General features: G+C 56.3%; 9 protein-coding genes. 4 read left to right on the top strand and 5 right to left on the bottom strand.

Annotated features, from left to right (window positions below; all coding sequences use genetic code 11):
- Position 1: 1 nt before the first annotated feature.
- A complete protein-coding gene (gene aroC / locus ABEA08_RS00805) occupies positions 2 to 1,102 on the bottom strand; it encodes a chorismate synthase (RefSeq protein ID WP_345332245.1) in 1,101 nt (366 codons plus the stop codon).
- Between the two features lie 39 nt (positions 1,103 to 1,141).
- A complete protein-coding gene (gene prmB / locus ABEA08_RS00810; protein ID WP_345332247.1) occupies positions 1,142 to 2,074 on the bottom strand; it encodes a 50S ribosomal protein L3 N(5)-glutamine methyltransferase in 933 nt (310 codons plus the stop codon).
- An 88-nt stretch (positions 2,075 to 2,162) separates the two neighbouring features.
- On the opposite strand from prmB, the gene smrB reads away from it, so the two are divergent.
- Positions 2,163 to 2,699 carry an endonuclease SmrB gene (gene smrB, locus ABEA08_RS00815; protein ID WP_345332249.1) on the top strand — a complete coding sequence of 179 codons (537 nt, stop codon included), beginning with the start codon at positions 2,163 to 2,165 and terminating at the stop codon, positions 2,697 to 2,699.
- Between the two features lie 13 nt (positions 2,700 to 2,712).
- Here smrB and sixA read toward each other — a convergent pair whose 3' ends face one another.
- Positions 2,713 to 3,186 (bottom strand): phosphohistidine phosphatase SixA, encoded by a 474-nt coding sequence (gene sixA / locus ABEA08_RS00820; protein ID WP_345332251.1) that lies wholly within the window; start codon positions 3,184 to 3,186, stop codon positions 2,713 to 2,715.
- A gap of 185 nt (positions 3,187 to 3,371) precedes the next feature.
- Here sixA and ABEA08_RS00825 point away from each other — a divergent pair, with 185 nt between their 5' ends.
- From ABEA08_RS00825 to ABEA08_RS00835, 3 genes are all read left to right on the top strand, one after another.
- Entirely contained in the window at positions 3,372 to 6,164 is a 2,793-nt protein-coding gene (locus ABEA08_RS00825; protein WP_345332253.1) for an insulinase family protein, read from the top strand.
- A 97-nt stretch (positions 6,165 to 6,261) separates the two neighbouring features.
- Positions 6,262 to 10,590 carry an EAL domain-containing protein gene (locus ABEA08_RS00830; protein ID WP_345332255.1) on the top strand — a complete coding sequence of 1,443 codons (4,329 nt, stop codon included), beginning with the start codon at positions 6,262 to 6,264 and terminating at the stop codon, positions 10,588 to 10,590.
- A gap of 68 nt (positions 10,591 to 10,658) precedes the next feature.
- Positions 10,659 to 11,558: a phage tail family protein gene (locus tag ABEA08_RS00835; protein WP_345332257.1), complete on the top strand. Its 900-nt coding sequence runs from the start codon at positions 10,659 to 10,661 to the stop codon at positions 11,556 to 11,558.
- Positions 11,559 to 12,023: 465 nt separating this feature from the next.
- On the opposite strand, the gene fadJ is transcribed toward ABEA08_RS00835, so the two are convergent.
- Both fadJ and fadI read right to left on the bottom strand, forming a co-directional pair.
- Complete coding sequence (fadJ, locus tag ABEA08_RS00840; RefSeq protein ID WP_345332259.1) at positions 12,024 to 14,150, bottom strand: fatty acid oxidation complex subunit alpha FadJ; 2,127 nt, start codon at positions 14,148 to 14,150, stop codon at positions 12,024 to 12,026.
- A complete protein-coding gene (gene fadI, locus ABEA08_RS00845; protein ID WP_345332261.1) occupies positions 14,150 to 15,460 on the bottom strand; it encodes an acetyl-CoA C-acyltransferase FadI in 1,311 nt (436 codons plus the stop codon). Before fadI ends, fadJ begins: the two co-directional genes overlap by 1 nt.
- Positions 15,461 to 15,585 lie beyond the last annotated feature (125 nt).

Below are 15,585 nucleotides of genomic sequence, written 5' to 3' on the forward strand. Positions count from 1 at the left end.
CTTAGCCCTGCTGCATCGGCAGTACCGGTGTCGCCACCTGCACATCACCACACTGTGCTTTGTGACGCATCAGGTGATCCATCAAAGTGATGGCCACCATCGCCTCGACAATGGGCACGGCGCGAATGCCAACGCAGGGATCGTGACGGCCCCGGGTCACCATCTCGACGCTCTCGCCTTGGGTATTGATGCTCTGCCCAGGCACCATGATGGACGAAGTCGGCTTAAACGCCACCTCGGCCACCAACGGCTGTCCCGAGCTGAGTCCCCCCAGAATGCCACCGGCATGGTTGCTGGCGAACCCTTGCGGGCTCATCTCGTCACGGTGCTCTGAGCCCTTCTGGGTCACCACCTCGAAGCCGTCGCCGATGGAAACGGCTTTGGCGGCATTAATGCCCATCAGGGTGTGGGCGATCTCCGCATCGAGGCGATCAAACACCGGCTCACCTAAGCCAACAGGCAGGCCCAGCGCTTCGACGCGCACCTTCGCGCCGACCGAGTCACCAGACTTTTTCAGCTCGCGCATGTAGTCGTCCAGAGACTCCAGCTTGTTGCCATCTGGGAAGAAAAACGGGTTTTGCTCGACCTGACTCCAGTCGTACTGCTCGGCTTTCACCGGGCCCAGCTGGTTCACACAGGCACGGACAATCACGCCACACTGCTGCGCCAGATACTTCTTAGCGATGGCACCGGCCGCCACCCGCATCGCGGTTTCCCGCGCGCTGCTGCGACCGCCGCCGCGGTAATCGCGATTGCCGTATTTGTGGTGGTAGGTGTAATCCGCATGGCCGGGCCGGAACAACTCGGAGATGGCCGAGTAGTCCTTGCTGCGTTGATCGGTGTTTTCGATCAGCAAACCGATGCTGGTGCCGGTGGTTTTACCCTCAAACACCCCGGACAGGATCTTGACCTGATCCGGCTCGCGCCGCGCCGTGGTGTAACGCGAGGTGCCGGGGCGCCGCCGATCCAGATCGATCTGCAGATCCGCCTCTGTGATGGCCAGTCCCGGAGGGCAGCCATCGACAATGGCGCCTAGAGCGACGCCGTGACTCTCACCAAAAGTGGTGACGGTAAAAAGCTTTCCAATGCTGTTGCCGGCCATGGCGGGGACTCCTGTGCCGTTATTCTTCTACGTTTTGATCTACTTGTACGGTGCCAATGCTGCTTCAGCAGCCACCAACTGCTCACGGGTCAACATAAAGACGCCGTGGCCGCCGCGCTCAAACTCGAGCCAGGTGAATGGCAGCTCAGGGAACTGCTCGGACAGCGCCACCATGGAGTTGCCCACCTCGACAAACAGCAGGCCGCCTTCGGTCAGTTGATCCGCCGCTTGCGCTAGGATGGAACGGGTTAGTTCCAGGCCATCGTGCCCAGAGGCCAAGCCCAACTCCGGCTCGTGGTGGAACTCGTCCGGCAGATCTGCCATGTCATCCGCATCCACGTAGGGAGGGTTAGACACGATCAGATCGTACTTCTGGCCCTTGAGCACGGAGAAACCATCGGATTCGATCGGGTAGACCCGATCCAGCAAGCCGTGGTTTTCGATGTTCATCTGCGCCACTTCCAGCGCATCCGGGCTGATATCGACCGCATCCACCTGCGCATCCGGGAAGGTATGGGCACAGGCGATGGCGATACACGCCGAGCCAGTACACAGATCCAGCACATGATGAACCGGCTTGTTGTACAGCCAAGGGGTGAACTCATTTTCAATCAGTTCAGCAAACGGGCTGCGTGGCACCAGCACCCGCTCATCGACATAGAATTCAAATCCGGCAAACCAAGCACTGTTGGTCAGGTAAGGCACCGGCACGCGCTCGCGCACACGACGGATCGCCAACTCAACGATACGGTGTTTCTCGGTGCTGGTCAGTCGGGCGCTGCGTACCTGAGGACCCAGCTCCAATGGCAGGTGCACCGTGTGCATGACCAAGGCAACGGCCTCATCCCATGGATTGTCGGTGCCGTGACCGTAGTAGATCCCAGCGGCATTGAAGCGGCTGACACACCAGCGCAACATATCGTCGATGGTATGAAGCTCATTGACGGCTTCATCAATAAAGATCTTTTCCACGTCGTGGCCTTCCTAAAAATAAATTGGCGGCCATTGTAGCGGGAGATCCCCTCCTATTCCTATCCTGTCTCGCGTAAAATAGTGCGCCATGAAAAAATCGAACCCCAATCAAGACGACGATTTCGCCTTGTTCCGCGACAGCATGGCGGATGTAAAGCCGCTTTCGCAGGACAGGATCAACCATCGTCCACCGGTGCCGACACCGGATAAAACCCGTGCCAAGCAGCAGCGGAAGCTGGCCGATCACTACTTTTCCGATAGCTTTCAACCGGCCTTTCCCAGCCATGGGCCGATGCGCTATGTGCGTGATGGCGCCAGCGCGTATGAAGTGAAGCGGCTGCGCCGAGGCGACTACAGTCCGGAATTGCTGTTAGATCTGCACGGATTGACCCAAGCCGAAGCGCGACATGAGTTGATCGCCCTGCTCGACGCCTGTAAACGTCAGCAGATCCCCTGCGCCAGTGTGATGCACGGTTTAGGCACCGGCATTCTGAAAGAGCGGGTGCCGGCCTGGTTGTGTCAGCACCCTGATGTCGTGGCGTTCCATCAGGCCCCGCTGGAGTGGGGCGGCAATGGGGCCCTGCTGGTCTTAGTGGACATTGGCCAATTCGATCCCGAGCTTTAGCGCGAGACGTCGCTCAAACCGGCAATAATTCGTGCGGGGCCAAGCGCTCAACCAAGGTTGCTGCCTCATCCAGGGTGATTTTCGCCACGGCGGAGGTGGTAAACATGGCCGGGATCTGACCCGGCACCAATTCGGCCAACAGATACCCCAGCAACGGCATGTGGGACACCACCAATACGCGTCGAGCGCCCAGCACCTGCGCCGTGGCGATCACCACATCGCTGGCGTACTCAGGATCCGCCTCGGGCACCAGCTCTTCTAGGATCTGGACCGGTACCGGCTGCGGCAGGATAGCGGCGATCTGTTGCCAGGTTTGATCGGTGCGCACATAGGGGCTGATCAGCACCAGATCCACCGTTTGCCAATCCGCGAAGTAATGCTCCGCCATTGCCCGGCTCTGCTGTTGCCCCAATACGGTGAGCTCACGTTGCGGATCCGTGGGGGCATCAAAACTGGCCTCGCCATGACGCATCAAAAATATGTCCATCTGCTATTGTCTAATTACTGCTTCGTTCAGCCGATTCTAGCTTGCCTCGTCGCGCGGCAACAGCCCTGGACTAGGTAGTCTTTAGTCGGATGTCACGACCAGCGATTGCACCAGACCCGATCTGAGCGCACACTAGCTCTCATTAATGACCTCAAGCAAAGGACGGCCGCAGTCAAGGCCGCAAGGTGGCCATGGCCCAAGCGTTGAAGATCAGCCCCAACGATCCGCGGACGTACCAATATCTCGAGCTGGACAATGCGCTGCGGGTGTTGTTGGTGCAGGATCCCGCCGCCACCAAAGCCGCGGGGGCCATTGCCGTGCGGGTCGGCCACTTTGACGATCCCGCCGGGCGTGAAGGCATGGCCCATTTTCTCGAGCACATGCTATTTTTGGGCACCGATAAATACCCGAATGCCGGTGAATATCAGCAGTTTATCAGTCAAAATGGCGGCTCGCATAACGCGTGGACCGGGCCCGAATTCACCAGCTACTACTTCGATATCAAACCCAACGCCTTTGCCGAGGCACTGGATCGCTTCTGCCAATTCTTTACCGCCCCCCTGTTCGATCCGCACCTGGTCGAAAAAGAGCGCCAGTCGGTCGACTCTGAATTCAAGATGAAGCTGCAAGATGACATGCGCCGCTTCTACCAAGTTCACAAAGAAACCGTCAATCCGGCGCACCCTTTCTGCAAGTTTTCCGTCGGCAATCAAGAAACACTGGCAGATAGACCGAACCAGCCAGTGCGAGACGAACTGGTGCAGTTCTACCAAACCCAATATTCGGCCAACCTGATGACCCTGGTGTTGGTCAGTCCAGAGCCTTGGGACGCGTTGCTGCCCCAGATCCGCTCCAGCTTTAGCCAGATCCCGGATCTCGGTCACATTAAGCAACTGCCTCAAGTGCCGCTATACCGGCCACAAGAGCTCAACATTCAGCTCGAGATGGCGCCGCTGAAAAAGTCGCGACAACTCACCCTGACGTTCGCCCTAGGCGCACTGGATGCCTGGTACCGCCATAAGCCCCTGACTTACCTTTCCTACCAATTGGGCTATGAGGGCAAGGGAAGCCTGTTGTCGGTACTCAAAGCAGAGGGACTGGTCAGCCAACTCTCCGCCGGCGGTGGGATCAACGGCTACAACTTCAAAGACTACAACATCAGCTATCAGCTGACGGAAAAGGGATTGGCCGCACAAGATCGGATCCTCGCCGTCACCTTCCAGTATATCGAGCAGATCCGCTTGCATGGGATCGAGGATTGGCGCTATCAAGAGCGACAGCAACTGCTCGAGCGCGCGTTTCGCTTTCAGGAAACCTCAAAGCCACTGGAGCTGGCCAGCCACCTGACCATCAACATGCAGCATTACGACGTCGCCGATCTGATCTACGGCGATTACCGCATGGACGGCCTGGATCGCAACGTGTTGAGCGAGATCCTGGCGCAATTCCACGTCGACAACGTTCGCCTGACGCTGGTCGCACCAGAGTGCGAAGGCGATAGACAAGCCAAATGGTACGACACGCCCTATCGCTTACGGCCGATCGATGCCGAACGCAAGCAAGCCTGGTTAAGCGCCGCGCCATGCCCGGGGATCACGCTTCCGCCGGTCAATGAGTACATCAGTGATCTGCTTGAGCCTCGCCCCGAACTGTCGACCGATCGCTTCCCTGTGCCGATCTACCAAACCGAACAACTGACCCTCTGGCATAAGAAAGACAGCGAGTTTAACGTCCCCAAGGCGCATCTGTTTGTGTCGCTGGACAGCGAAGCCTGCCACCACGATGCACGCAGCGCCGCGATGACCCGACTCTACATCGCCCTGCTGATGGACAGCTTGGTAGAGCTGACCTATCAAGCGGAGGTCGCCGGGCTCAACTACAACATCTATCCCCATCAAGGCGGTCTAACCCTTCATCTGAGTGGCTTCACCGGTGGACAGGAAAAGCTGCTGGATCTGCTGCTGCATCATGCCCAACAGCGGGATTTCAGCGCGGAAAGCTTTATCGAAACACGCAATCAGCTCCAGCGCAGCTGGAATGGGATCCGAGTCGGACGCCCGGTTTCACGCCTGTTCAATGCGCTCACCACCACGCTGCAACAGCGCAGCTTTGATCCGCTGCGGATGGCCGATGAGCTGCAAAGTGTCGATCTCCAAGAGCTGCATCGACACATCGACGCGATCTACCAACAGGTGCATGTCGAAGGGCTGGTGTATGGCGACTGGATCCGCGCTGAAGCGGATAACCTGGCTCTGCGCCTCGAGCACACCATGCAGCAGGTTTCCAATCCAGGCCGAGAGGTGAAGCGTCAACTGGTCAGCATCCAGAATAAAGGCACGGTGTTGCGTGAGATCGACAGCAACCATCAAGACAGCGCCATCTTGGTGTACTACCAATCGCGCCGCAACGAGCTCAAGAAAATGGCGCTGTTTAGCCTGCTCAATCACACCATCTCCAGCGACTTCTTCAATGAACTGCGTACCAAGCAGCAGTTGGGCTATATGGTCGGCACCAGCTATGTGCCGATGAACCGTTGCCCGGGCATCATCTTTTACATCCAGAGCCCCGTAGCTGGGCCTTTGCAATTGCTCGAATCCATCGATCAATTTATCTCAGACTTCAGCTATGCCCTGATGCAGATCTCCAGCAAGCAATGGGAAAGCACCAAGGCGGCGCTGTGCAATCAGATCCTAGAGCAAGACAATAACCTCAAAGCCAAAGCCCAACGCAGCTGGGTCAGCATTGGCAATAAGGACACAGACTTCGATCAGCGGGACAGCATCGCCCAATACATCGCCTCGATGGATCGAGCAGAGCTGATCCGCTTTATTATGGATCGGATGCGCAGCCGCAACCCAGACCGGTTAGTTCTATACTCATCAGGGAGTTCGCACACACAGATGGCCCCATTAACCGGTGAAAGGCACATTACCGACGTCGCGTCATTTAAAGGCCAATCAAATTTAATCGACTTCTAAGCAAATGAGATTCAATCAAAGGAACGAACGCTTGGATGCCGGTTAACTTGATGTTAACGTTCTGGCACCATCAGGAAGTTAGAAATGGATGTTTTTTATGGGAAAATGGATCGCTACGCTGATTTTGCTGATGCTGCCGCTCTGGAGCATCGCACAGCCCGATCCTAAACCGCTCCAGCCTAACTACCCGTTTCGCCACTTCGATCAGCAGGAAGGATTAACCGAAGGGACCATCACCAGTATCGCCCAAGACGGTGATGGCTTTATCTGGGTCGGGACCCTTAACGGCCTGAACCGCTTTGACGGCCATCGCTTCAAACACTATCAGGCATCCCCCAGTCAGCTGCATGGCCTAAAGGAGAACATGATCGTTGATCTGTTGCTCGACAGCGAGCATCAGCTCTGGGTGATAACCAATGCCAACCTCTATCGATTTGACCCCGTCAACAACCGTTTTGTCGCCCCATTCGAGCTCAATGACCACTTCTGGTCAGCCAGTCAAAACGCCACTCAGTTGATCCTCTCTGGCCATCGCGGCTTCTATGTCATCGAAGACGAACAAGTGACGTTCCATGATATCAGCAGCATTGACAACGAAGGCTACCTCGCCCTCCCCGGGCTGGATACAGACTCCTACCTTATCTCTACCTTTGACGGACGCAACTACCTCAAATTGGCACAGGATCCCACATTTCAGCCCACCCTCAGCCACACGGGTAAGATCAACGCCGTACAGCCTATCGATGGCAAGCATGCGCTGATCGCCTCCAATTTGGGCTTATTTGTCGCTCAAACAGCGTCAAGCGGGCAACTGCAGGGGCAACAGCTGCGCACACCGCCCTTGATCGCAGGACTGCGTTATCAGCCCGACAGTCGCGAACTGTATCTCGCCTCGCTGGAAGGCTTGTATACGGGCAAACTCACCGAGGATCTTCGGCTCGAAGCACTGAAGCCGGTCTCGGCCACCCCAACCACAGAGATCTTACTCGACAGCAATGCCGCGCTATGGGCCGGGACGGTGGGCCAGGGCCTACACCACTACTCTCCCAAAATACGCCAGATAAAGACCTACCCACTGAGCAATACCGCAACGGCAGAAAATCAGGTTTGGTCCGCATTCGAACAAAACGGCACCGTTTGGGTGGCCAACAACACCGGCACAGTTCAGCGATTTAACCAAAGCATGCAACCACTAGAACCGTTGGATGTGGCGCTGACCGGTCCGAAGAGCCTATCTCCCAGTGCCGACGGACTCTATGTCGCCGGTGCCAATGGTCTTCGCCACTACCACGCCCAAACCCAAGATTTCACCGCCCTCATCGCCGACCGCATCGTTACCAGCCTAACCCCAACACCCGACGGACTCTTTGCCGGTACCTACAGTGGCGATGTCTTTCATATCGACTCAGAACACCATGTCCGCTTGTTGCCGCTAATGGACACCCTGAGCTCGACCATATTTAATGTCACTCAAGTGGGCGCCACCCTCTATGTGGGCGCCCAATCTGGGCTATTGATATATCAGACTCAAGATGGTGAAGAGCGCTGGCAAAAAACACACCACTTACTCAGTGACAAAGTGGTCACCAGTATTGGCGTCTTACATGACAGTTTATTGATCGGCACCGCATCAGACGGACTCTATCACCTAGAACAAGATCAACAGCTCTCTCGCCTAGAGACCCAAGGTATAACCGAGTCACCGGCCATTTACACCATCAATATCACCCAAGATCATATTTATCTGTCCGCCAGCAATGGCATCATCAAGCTAAGCAAAGACACTTTAAACCTGCTGGATCATTATTTACCTTTTGATGGCGTGCAGAAGTCATATAATGCAATGGCCTCCTTTACCAGCTCAGACAAAATATTCTTTGGTGGCAGTGAAGGTCTAACAATACTGACGGCAACAGATAGCGCAGAACCCGTTCATGATGCGAAACCCATCATTACCGCCATTAAGGTCTTTAACCAAGATTATCGTCCGCCGATGGGCGATCCCCTTTCGCCGTCACTGCTCGAACGCATTGTCCTGTCCTACAGCGAGTACCCCTTCTCCTTTACCTTTGTCGATCTGGCCAGTCGCCAAGATACGTCACTGCGATACCAATACCGCTTGCAGGGTTTTTCCGACCAATGGCTGACCGCCGATAATGACCACCGCGTCGCGACCTTTACCAATGTTCCCCATGGTCAATATACCTTTGAGGTTCGCACCCAATCCGTGTTTGCACACACCCGCCCCGGCCATACCCGCATTGAGGTCCTGATCACCCCGCCATGGTGGCTGTCAACGCAAGCCAAACTGCTGTACGCCTTGCTGTTGCTCCTCACTGCTGGGCTGAGCTATCGCGAATACCAACGACGCCGGGAGGTGCAACAACGCATTGCCCAAAGTGAAGAGCGATTAAAGCTCGCCCTCTGGGGCAGCGGCGATGAAATGTGGGACTGGGACATTCCTGCAGGCAAGGTGCATCGCTCCAATAGCTGGCAGATCCTGTCCGTTGAGGGCCAGCAAGGACGAACCACCCACCCTGACGACAAACAACGGGTCCATCAATTGCTGATGGCACACTTCGAAGGCAAGAGCGAGCACTTCGAGGCGACCTATCGGGTCAAAACCAGTGAAGACGATTGGCTTTGGGTTTTGGACCGCGCCAAGATCGTCGAGCGCGACGAACACAATACCCCACTACGAATGACCGGGACCATTAAAAACATTAATCAGCTCAAGCGCTCGGAGGAACGACTGTCGCTGTTTGCTCGTGCACTGACCAACATCTCCGAGGGGATGTACATCCTCAATGCGCAACGCGAGTACATCGAACTCAATAACGCCTTTTTGAAGATCACCGAACAACAGCGAACGGATCTACTGGCTAACCCCATTCACTTCAACGAATACCCCGACAGCTATGTCAGCAATATCTTTACCATTGTCGACAAGCAGGGCCAGTGGAGTGGCGAGATCGATCATTGCAAACACAATGGTCACCGGATCCAACTGGAGATCCGCATCGATCGTATCGATGACATCCCTGAGGGCGACTGTTTCTACGTGGGCGTCGTCAATGATATCACCCACCGTAAGGCGGCCGAACAAGAGCTGCGCCGGCTGGTCAATAATGACAGCCTCACCGGACTGCCCAATCGAAACTACCTGCAGATCAGCCTGGATAAACTGATCCGGCTCCAGATCCCATTCTGTTTGTTCCTGTTTGATCTGGATGATTTCAAACGCGTCAATGACTCACTCGGCCACGAGTCCGGCGATGCACTGCTATGCCATATTGCCAACCGACTCCGAGCCCGCTTGCCGGATGAGGCGACCCTTCACCGGCTTGGCGGCGATGAATTCGCCGTGGTGTACGAAGGAGAGCTAGCCCTGCCTGCCAGCACCTTGGTCGCACAAACCCTACTGGAGGGCTTTGAGCACCCCTATAGCCTCGAGCACAACGAACTGTTGATCCACAGCAGTATCGGCATTGCCAACTATCCCGAAGACGATGACGATCGCCAGTCACTCCTACGCAAAGCCGATCTCGCCATGTACCACGCCAAAAGCCTGGGCGGACAATGCTACCAATATTACAACGATAACATGAACAAAGCGGCGCAGGAGCGGCTGAGTGGTGAGCGCTTACTGCGTGAAGCATTGAAGAAGGACTGGTTCGAAGTCCACTACCAAGCCAAAGTGGATACCCACAACCACAATATTGTTGGTGCCGAGGCCTTGGTTCGGATCAAACACCCGCAGCATGGCCTGATCCCCCCAAGCCAATTTATCCCACTGGCAGAAGAAAGCTCGTTGATCATCGAGATCGGCGAGTTGGTGCTGAAACAGGCCTGTGCCACGGTACAAGGCTGGCATCAACAAGGGCTGTTTTCAGGCCGCATTGCCGTCAACCTAGCGTCGAAGCAATTTACCCAGCCGGATCTGGTTGAACGGATCACAGAGATCTTGCAAACGACTCAACTGCCGGCCACCCAATTGGAGCTGGAGATCACCGAAGGGACGGTGATCCAGAAGCCCGAGGACGCCGTGATCACCATGAGAGCACTGCGTCGCTTGGGGATCAGCCTGGCCCTGGATGATTTTGGCACCGGCTATTCCTCCCTGTCCTATCTTAAGTCGTTCCCACTCGATACACTCAAGATCGACAAATCCTTTATTGATGATCTCATCTATTCCCACTCTGAACTGATGATGGTTTCCTCTTTGATCACCATTGCTAAAAACTTGGGTTTAACCACGGTTGCAGAAGGTGTCGAAGTCAAAGAACAGGCCAGACATCTACAGAATTTATCCTGCGATATGATCCAAGGCTTCCTATTCAGCAAACCGCTAACCAGCTCAGAATTTGAAACCTTACTACGCAGCGAACAACATCGCCTTAAACGAAAGAGTCAAGAATCCGTCTAAATTCGTTGGCATGACGCTTGCTATAATATTTTCAGTTTTCATAGCAGAAAATATTTCAAGGACCGATCATGACCAACTTCGCTAAAAACATCGTACTCGTCGCCATTATTTCACTTTCCACCTCAGCCTCCGCCTCATTACCATGGAATAAACTTGAAGTGGCGTCCCCAATAAACACTGACATAAATATAATTGCGGCCGTGCCGTGGATAAAGAATGTTGAGGCCGCCGCCGTACCGTGGATAAAAAACGCTGACACCGCCGCCGTGCCGTGGATCAAAAACGCAGAGACCGCCGCCGTACCCTGGATCAAAAACACTGAAACCGCCGCCGTACCGTGGATCAAGAACACTGAAACCGCCGCCGTGCCTTGGATCAAGAACGCTGAAACCGCCGCCGTGCCTTGGATCAAGAACGCTGAAACCGCCGCCGTGCCTTGGATCAAGAACGCTGACACCGCCGCCGTACCTTGGATCAAGAACGCTGACACCGCCGCCGTGCCATGGATAAAAAACGCTGACACCGCCGCCGTACCGTGGATCAAAAACGCAGAGATCGCCGCCGTGCCGTGGATAAAGAATGCTGAGTTCGCCGCCGTGCCGTGGATCAAGAACGCTGATACCGCCGCCGTGCCGTGGATCAAAAACGCCAACATCGAGACCGCCGCCGTGCCATGGATCAAGAATGTTGAGACTGCTGCCGTGCCTTGGATAAAGAATGCTGAGTTCGCCGCCGTGCCTTGGATAAAGAATGTTGAGACCGCTGCCGTGCCTTGGATCAAGAACGCTGAAACCGCTGCCGTGCCGTGGATCAAAAACGCTGAAACCGCCGCCGTGCCTTGGATAAAGAATGTTGAGATCGCTGCCGTGCCGTGGATCAAAAACGCTGAAACCGCCGCCGTGCCGTGGATAAAGAATGTTGAGACCGCTGCCGTGCCTTGGATAAAGAACGCTGAAACCGCCGCCTGATCCCAATCCAATCCGAATAAGGAGTACAACATGTGGACTGCCATCAAACGCTACTTCAACGGTCGTAACAAACGGATCACGACACCGCTGCCCGCTCATGTGCATCGTGTAGAAACCGTCAGCGCTGCCGCTTGGTGGAACTGAGCGCGTAACGCAAACTCAACGGTCGGCAAGCCCCATGGCGCGCCGGCCGTCATTGTGACAACCCACCTCCACCTTCTCGTGATCCTTCACTCATAAATGGCAAATCTGTGCCAAAAGTCCGCCAGTTCACTCAACTTTAAAGCGCCACCGTCAAAAATATGACGCGCCTACTGACCGGTTGAGTGATCAGATCGGCATGCCCTTGCCGGGCTCATTACATCAAACTCAACCAGCGATCGCTTGAATACCCCGCGCTCCGCACCGCCAGATCGCAAAAAGGGGCGCCGCTATGGCGCCCCGTGCATACAACTCATCGGCAGACTAGGAGAAAAAGCGCGCCTCGTTCTCCGCCATAGTGACCAAGCGATCGGCCGGACGGAAGCGCTCACCGAAGCGCTGCTGATAGTGAGTCAGCTTCTTCACCAGAGTGGCTGCGCCCATCCGGTCAATGTAGCGGAACGGTCCGCCCCGAAACGGCGGGAAGCCGATCCCAAAGATCGCCCCGATATCGCCGTCCCGCGGACAAGCGATGATCCCCTCCTCCAGGCAGCGGACCGCCTCGTTCAGCATCTGAACTACGCAGCGCTCGGACAACTCCCCGGCACTGAGGCGCGACTGAGGCGTCACACCCAACACCTTATAGACGCTGTCATCGACCGGTTTCGGCCCCTTCTTCTTCGCCGCTAAGCGATAGAAGCCCTTGCCGTTCTTCTTACCTTTCCGTCCATCGGCTAGCACCTTATCGAACGCCGCAGGCGCAGCAAAGCGATCACCCAACTCCTTTTCCAGGATCGGCGCGATCTTCGCCCCAACGTCGATCCCAACCTCATCCAACAAGGTCATCGGCCCGACCGGGAAACCAAACTTGACCAACGCCTGATCCAGTAGCTCGATCGGCTCCCCCTCAAGCACCAAATTGGCCGCTTCGTTCATATACAGCGCGAGGATCCGATTGACATAAAAACCTGCACCATCCTGCACCACGATGGGCGTTTTGCCCTGCTTGCGGGCAAACGCCACTGTGGTGGCAATGGTCTCGGGTGAGGTTCCCTGATGGGCGATCACCTCCACCAGTGGCATCTGCTCAACCGGTGAGAAGTAGTGCAATCCGATCACCTTATCCGGACGCGCCGCGTGCTGCGCGATCTGGCCGATCGGCAGCGACGAGGTATTCGATGCGAAGACCGTGTGCTCACCACAATGGGTCTCCACATCCTTGACCATCTGGTGTTTCAGCGCCAGATCCTCGAACACCGCCTCAACCACCATATCGACGTCCTTCACGCCATCGTAACGGGTCGTGGTGGACAGCAGACTCATCGCCTTATCCCGTTGCGCAGGGGTCATATGCCGCTTCTTGACCCGACGATCGACCTGCTTATAGCTGTACGCTAATGCGTTTTGCAAACCCTGCTCGGCAATGTCTTTCAGCCGAACCGGCAACTTGGCCTTGAACGCCGTCACCGAGGCGATCCCGCCCCCCATCAAGCCACCGCCAAGCACCATCACCTTATTGATCGTCGCCGGCTCAACATCGCCGGCACCGCTCTCTTTCTTCATCTCTGTGCTGGCAAAAAACAGTGCGCGCAAACACTCAGACTCGGGTGACATCACCAACTCGCCAAAGAACCGCGCCTCGGCCTCATAGCCCGCCTCCGGCCCTTGCTCGACGCCGATGCGCACCGCCTCAATGATCTTCGGTGGCGCGGGGTAGTTGCCTTGGGTCTTCTTCTCGACCTGCTTCGCAGCTTGCTCGTAGATCATCTTGCGACCCACCCCCGTCAGCTCTAAAGCCTGCTCAGCGGCCGATAATTTGGGTTTCAGCTTCTTACGCTTGCCTTTGCCGACCCATTTTTTCGCCACACTCACCAGCACAGAGTGGGGCACCGCTTCGTCGACCACGCCAAGTTTGAGCGCTTGTTTGGCACGCAACTGACGCCCGGTTAGCATCAGATCCAACGCCTTGGCAACGCCGACCAATTTAGGCAGGCGCTGAGTACCACCGCCCCCGGGCAAGATCCCCAGTTGCGACTCAGGCAAGCCCAGCTGCGTCTTATCACTGTCGGTGCAGATCCGATAATCGCACGCCAGCGCCACCTCCAGGCCGCCCCCGAGGCAGGGACCGTGGATCGCCGCCACCACAGGCACCGTCAGCGTCGACAACGCTTGCAAGGTCTGATGACCGGACAGCGATAATCGGGTGACGTCCTCCGCCGTTTCGCAGGCAGCCAACATGCTAATGTCTGCCCCCGCGATAAAGGAGTCCGGTTTGCCCGAGGTCAATATCACCCCTTGGATCGCACTGTCGCTGCGGATCTGCTCCAGCACCTCCAACACCTCGCCATTAAAGCTCTCGCGCAAGGTATTCATGGTCTCACCGGGCACATCCATGGTGATCACCGCGATCCCATCGTCATCCTTGTGCCATTGGAAGGTCTTATCCGTCATTACTCTACCTCCAGGATCATCGCTGCGCCCAAACCGCCCGCCGCACACGCCGTCGTCAGCCCCGTGCCGCCACCGCGTCGTTTCAATTCATTGCACATCTGGGTGATCATCCGCGTACCGGTCGCGGCAAAGGGGTGACCGTAAGCCAGCGAGCTGCCCATCACATTAAACTTATCCATGTCGATCTCACCGATGGCGTCACTGCGCCCCAGCTTTTCCTGGGCAAACCGCTTGCTGGCAAACATCTTCACATTGGCCAGAGTTTGCGCCGCGAAAGCCTCATGCATCTCGATCAGATCCAGATCCGCCAGCGTCATTCCGGCCCGATCCAACGCCATCGGCGTGGCATAGCTAGGCCCCATCAACAGATCCTCCCACACATCAATAGCGGAGAACGCATAGCTGCGGATATAGCCGATGGGATCGTATCCCAGCGCCTTGGCCTTGGACTCCGGCATCAACAGCACCGCAGAGGCGCCGTCGGTCAGCGGAGTCGAGTTCGCGGCAGTGACACTGCCGTGCTTGCGATCAAACACCGGTTTTAGCTTGGCCAGCTTATCCAGCGCCATGTTGTCCCGCACATTGTTATCCCGCTCGATAAACTGCTTGTAGGGCGGCACATGACAGGTCATCACCTCCTGCGCCAACACCCCGGACTCCCAACTTTGATGGGCCAGTTGATGAGAGCGTACCGCCAGCTTGTCCTGATCACTGCGGGCGATCTGATGGGACTTGGCCATCTGCTCGGCAGTCTGTCCCATCGACAAGCCGGTGGAATACTCCGCCACCGCCGGTGGCACTGGCATCAGATCCTTGGGCCGCAGCTTGCTCAAGATCGACAAACGCTGGCCCAAGGTCTTCGCCTTGGTCAGATCCACCAAGGAGTGGCTCAGCTTACGGCTTACCTCGATCGGCAACACCGAGCTGGAATCCGCCCCGCCGGCAATGCCGATCTCAACCGAGCCCGACAGGATAGATTCGGCCACGTTGACGGTGGATTGGAATGAGGTGGCGCAAGCGCGGGTCACCGAATAGGCATCGGTATGGACCGACATGCCAGTTCCCAGCACGATCTCACGGGCGATGTTGGGCGCCTTTGGCATCTGGATCACCTGGCCATACACCAGCTGATCCACCAACTTAGCGTCCAGCTCATTGCGCGCCAGCAACTCACTCACTGCCATCTGTCCCAGCGCCAAGGCTGAGATCCCATGAAAGGTGGTCGCTTGTCGGGCAAATGGCGTACGCAGGCCCGCGACGATGGCGATCCTGTCCCCCGACGACGTCTTTAGCGATTGTCGTTGCGTCATGAAATGTCCTCTATTCCCTGTAGAACCCTGCGTGATCCAGATGAGGTCTGACCAGCAAAATGTGATCCAATACTAACTTCTACAGCGCGAGTTTCAAACAGCTGTGTGAATTTTCCTCTGCTACA

This window comes from Ferrimonas pelagia, assembly GCF_039543565.1.
GTDB lineage: Bacteria > Pseudomonadota > Gammaproteobacteria > Enterobacterales > Shewanellaceae > Ferrimonas > Ferrimonas pelagia.